This is a genomic window from Treponema zioleckii (assembly GCF_014737315.1).
Lineage (GTDB): Bacteria > Spirochaetota > Spirochaetia > Treponematales > Treponemataceae > Treponema_D > Treponema_D zioleckii.
This window is the reverse complement of record NZ_JPUF01000109.1, coordinates 1-4,777: the sequence shown is the minus strand read 5'-3', so window position 1 is coordinate 4,777 and position 4,777 is coordinate 1. Positions and strand designations below refer to the sequence as shown.

2 protein-coding genes are annotated in these 4,777 nt (G+C 45.8%); both read right to left on the bottom strand.

The window, feature by feature from the left end; all coding sequences use genetic code 11:
• Positions 1 to 498 precede the first annotated feature (498 nt).
• Positions 499 to 1,152, bottom strand: coding sequence for a hypothetical protein (locus tag JI65_RS16365; protein WP_191018239.1), 654 nt, complete (start codon positions 1,150 to 1,152; stop codon positions 499 to 501).
• A 62-nt stretch (positions 1,153 to 1,214) separates the two neighbouring features.
• Positions 1,215 to 4,424, bottom strand: coding sequence for a glycoside hydrolase family 2 TIM barrel-domain containing protein (locus tag JI65_RS16360; RefSeq protein WP_191018238.1), 3,210 nt, complete (start codon positions 4,422 to 4,424; stop codon positions 1,215 to 1,217).
• Positions 4,425 to 4,777 lie beyond the last annotated feature (353 nt).

The following is a 4,777-nucleotide window of genomic DNA, read 5'->3' as shown; positions in this document are numbered from 1 at the left end:
GAGCGAAGTCGAGACATCTGCTGTTCCTGGACAATAGCGTAGTGGAGAAAACTATCTCTTGTAGACCTCTCGACTACGCTCGAGGTGACAAAAATGCTTATTCCGACTACGCTCGAGGTGACAAAAAATGCTTATTCCGACTACGCTCTGGCTGGCATTGTTGTGTTATCCCGATTTTTTTAGTATCTGTGACCAATCTGCGCTATCCGCGTTTTTCAGTATCTGTGTCCCATCCGTGTGAATCTGTGTTTATCTGCGTCTGAAAATCTGAAAGTTGATTGTGGTTTCGACAAGCTCAACCACCGCGCTTTTCGGGTGAAAACAAAAGCGATGTCATTCTGAACTTGATTCAGAATCTTTGCACAGCTGCGGCGGAAAGTTAGTTGTGGTTTCGACGGACTCAACCACTGATGAAGCTAAAAGATAAAAAAAGCCGCCTGTGCAAGGAGACTGCGCACAGACGGCAAAAGGAAGAAACAATGAATAGGATTGGTTAGTTTATTTGACTATCTTAGGGGTAATTTCTTTTCCGTCGCTGTCAAAGAATGCAACATTTTTTATGTATGTTTTTACATTCTTTCCACCGATAACCGCGCCGTTGTCCGTAATGCCTTGCAAACGGAAAACTTCTGTTGTCGGACTCGTTATCGGATTTGTTACTTGAAGCGAATATGTTTTATATTCTGTAGTGACATTGAAATCTTTTAGCTCATTTACGATTTCATCACCAAGTCGGACTGAGAAAATCAACCCCTTTCCTGCAGTCGATGCTTTTGCATCAAAAGTGACTTTCGCAACTTTTGACATATCGAATTCAACGCCAGACATTTCGTTAAATGCTCCAAACTGCCCACCCCAATAATTTAAGCATCCTGTTATTACGAAAGCATTGTCTTCGACATCTCCAGTGCAGGTTGGATTTGTCGGATTTGCAGGATCCCAATCCGTAACCCAAAGTTGAACTCCGCAACCTGAAAAAGTTTTGAATGGAGCTCCTGGCCCATCTTCAACAGTCGAATGTTCCTCATACCCATGAGAAAGCCTGTCCTCTGCCTGGGAACCGTCGTTGGCTGTTCCGTCTATGGCACATGAGGCGAAGGCGAATGCAGTCAAGGCAGCAAGAATGATTCCCGATATTTTTTTTATTTTCATAAGCAGACTCCTTTTTTTTATTCAGCATGCCTCTAAACTGAACGCTTAAGAGGCAGCATTTTTTACAGACCGATGTTAAAGTATGCGGTAACTTCCATGTATTTAGCTCCGTCAATAGAAGCTGTTGGTGTCTTGTGGTAAGCGTACGGAAGTGCTCCGTAAGAATCCTGACTGTATTTTCCGAAGTTCGTGCCCAAAATGCGAAGACCGATTCGGTTTTTCGTGTCAAGGAACGAAGGCTTCTTGAATCCGTAAGCTACGTCAAGACTGTATTGGAGAGGGAACGTCCAGTTTTGTTCTCTGTGCCAGCCTTCTGGGCCCCATCCGTTTACTGTTACGGCAGAACTTGCAATCCAGTTTTTGTATCGAAGGGCTACAGAACCGCCGTAGAACGTAATGTCGTCCGGGTCTCCGTAGTAACATACGAACGGTGCAACGTGACCTGCGTTTACTGTTGCGATTACGCGAAGATTGTTAGTCGGGTTCGTGACGATTCTTGCGCCAAGTTGCCACAGATTCTTCTGCAGAGGAAGCGTGTTGTAAGCCACCCAGTTGTCCCCGCCAACCCAAGTTCCGTCGTTGCGCTGAACTTTAGGTCCCTGATTGTCTTTGTACGGGAGCAAGTCCGTTTCATCCGCAAAGAATTTGTACAGACCTGCGAGCGAGAATGCGAATTTTGCATTTTCGGTTTCGTTGTTGTCCCAGTTGTGGAAGTAAGTTCCGCCTTCCGGGTCGTAAGTGAAGATTGCTTCAAGTTCCATTGACCGGCGGTTTCCCTGCCCAACATAGAACGGGTCTCCGGCAACTATGCTTCTGGCTCCTGTCGGTTCTTCAATCGGCTGTCTCATGCGGAAGACTGGCTTGAACGAGAATACGCCAAACGTAACATCTGCTCCGGTCTGGATTTCGATTCGGTTTCCGCTTCCAGAGTCGCCGGTGAACATTCCGTTGTAAACGCCTGCCGGATTTGTGTCGGCAACAAGACCTCGGTAGATTCCGTTAACGTACAGGTTCGTGTACGGAATCATGCCTGTAGAAATCGAAGCGTAGCCTCCGAAAGTATCTGCGTCAGTGATTTTTTTGAGACCGTTTTTCTTGCTCACGTATTCAGCACCGACTTTTTCGTTTCCTGCAGTAAGCGCTCCGAGTTTTAAGGTTGCGAATTTATTGAAGTAGAATTCTCCGTAAAGCGAAGCCTTGCGTCCGTCGCCGTAAGCGTTCTGTGGAGCTTTTTCCTGTCTCTCGCTCTGTCCGAATTCTTCTGCAAAAACAACGCCCCAGTTAATCCATGTAAGATATTTGAATCCAGGCCAGAATCCTTTGTAGTAATTTGCCACGGCCTGCGGAGTTGCGTAGCCGTAGATTTCAGGACCGGCAATAAAATTGAATCCTGAAAGTTTTCCTTTTCCCGTAAATTCAGCTGCAATCGGAGCTTTGTCTCCGTTCGTGTCGTAGCCGACTAAATCAAATGCATCCTGAGTGATGTTGAACACGTCGCCGGTGTTTGTGTAACCCGCGTGTCCCGTGTGATAGTAGCCTTTGATGTCAAAATTCTTACCTTCGTAAGTGGCATCTGCAGCGTAAATTTCAAAATGCTTTTTGTGGTCATAAACGCTTTCGCCGTCAGGAACCGTTTCGTAATAGCTCATGTTGTGGTCGCGGAGTCGGCTGAACGGTTCGTTCGTGAATGCTCTGAACGTAACCGAGCCGTTCACGTGTTCCACAGGATTCATTTCGAGCGTGAGCGAACTTTCTGCCTGGAAAGTCGGTTTGTTCTCAATGTCTTCGGCCACTTTGTCGCCATATTTTCCACGACCTTCCTTGCTGATGTATTCGCCGTTGGTTTCGCTGTAGTCTCCGTTCGGGTAGCGGAATGTGTCTCGCCAGTTTTTCTTGTCCTTAATGTCGTCTTTTAAGTAATTCAAGAAAACTGGAGTCGTGTACTGGCCAGAAACGCTCAAAGATTTGATTTTGAATGCCTGGTTCTGTGCAATGTCTTCCCTTATGCTTCCTGAATTTCCGCGAGCAAGATAGATTGATTCAGGAAGATTCTTGAAGAATGCGTCGATTTCTTCATTCGTTGAATTGTAGAGCGAGTGTTGCCACAAATCGCAGAAGAAATAGTACACTGCACGAGGAACTCGTTTGTTTACTCCGTTTACAGTCTGGGTGCTGATTGCGCACAAACCGAACCATTCTTCGTTCATGTTGTTAACGCCCTCTTTAAAATCAAGGGAGTAGCCAGAGTTTGCCCAGCTTGCGTTCTTGTTGTGAATGTCCAGTTCTTTCCACTGATAAACTTTCCACCATTCATCAATCCATTCAAAAAGGAATGCACCCAAAACGTTTTGATGACGGCCTTTTCCGTAGCCCTGCTGGTAAACTTCTTCCCACTGAGTTTTAAAATACTGGAGCTGCGCCCACTGGTCTTCTTTTTGGGTGATTGCATTAAAAGCGTCCGCACCGCATTCTGTGAACACTGCCGGCTTGTCGAGTTTTGTGAGCACGTCTTCGTAGAACGCGTCGTAGAATTTCCAGCCGCGGTAAACGTTGCTTCCAAAAATATCAAGGCTCGGACAAAGTTCTGCAATCAAATCGATGTACTGCGTGTCACCGTTTACGATTCCCACCGGATGATTCGGGTCGATTTTGTGCATCTCCTTCATTGCGTCTTCGAACATGCTGTAAAGGTACACGGCCTTTGCACGGTGCTGTTCGCCCACAGGAAGGTTTTCGATTTCGGTGCTTGACCACTCAAGACCGTAGTTCGACTCATTTCCGAGCATGTAGAACAAAAGTCCTCGCACGTTTTTGTATTTTTCTGCGGTTTCCCGTGCCATTTCGATCAATGTTTCGCGGGTGTCCTTGTCCTGATAATCTGTCGGAAACGTCCACTTTCCTTTTACGGTAACGCCGTAGCGTCCCATAAGGTTGTTAATCAATGTGTAGATTCCGTATTTGTCGTAAATGTATTCAACCCACTTTGGCGGAACGTCGTCAAAACTTCGGATAACGTTTACGCCCATTGCCTTGAGAAGTGGCATGTCTGTTTCCAGCGTTGCATAGATGAATTCGTCGTCCATCCGCCAGAGACTGTAATTGTAGTCTTTGCCGATTGGCGTATTGCTCCAGGTTATGCCCTTAACCTCGACTTCTTTATCACCGTCAAACATTCGCCAGCCTTTTGAATCCTTGCGGACTTCAACTTTCGCAAAAAGCGAAGGCAGGCAGAGCGAAAGAATAACGGAGGCAAGAATCAGTCGTTTTTTCATAAAAAAATATCCTCCTTATTTTTTGTATTTGTATTTTTACATCAAAAATCTGAGCGCAAAAGTCAGTTAATTTTCTAAAAAGTGTGTATTTTACGGGGAGAAGGAAGTATGAAGTATGAGGTATGAGGTATGAGGTAGAAATTAGGAATGGAGAATGGAGGAAAAAAAAGTGAGCATTCCGAGCGTCCCGCTCTGTCATTCCGAGCGCCCCGATTTGTCATGTCAAGCGTCTCGCTCTGTCATGTTGTGCGCACAATTATGTCATGTCGAGCGTACAATTATGTCATGTCGAGCGAAGTCGAGACATCTACTGTTCCTTGAGAATAGCGGAGTGGAGAAAACTATTGTTTGTA

Bases quoted from the DNA above. Each gene is read 5' to 3' on its own strand.
- JI65_RS16360 (WP_191018238.1), bottom strand. From the start codon at position 4,424: ATGAAAAAACGACTGATTCTTGCCTCCGTTATTCTTTCGCTCTGCCTG.
- JI65_RS16365 (WP_191018239.1), bottom strand. From the start codon at position 1,152: ATGAAAATAAAAAAAATATCGGGAATCATTCTTGCTGCCTTGACTGCA.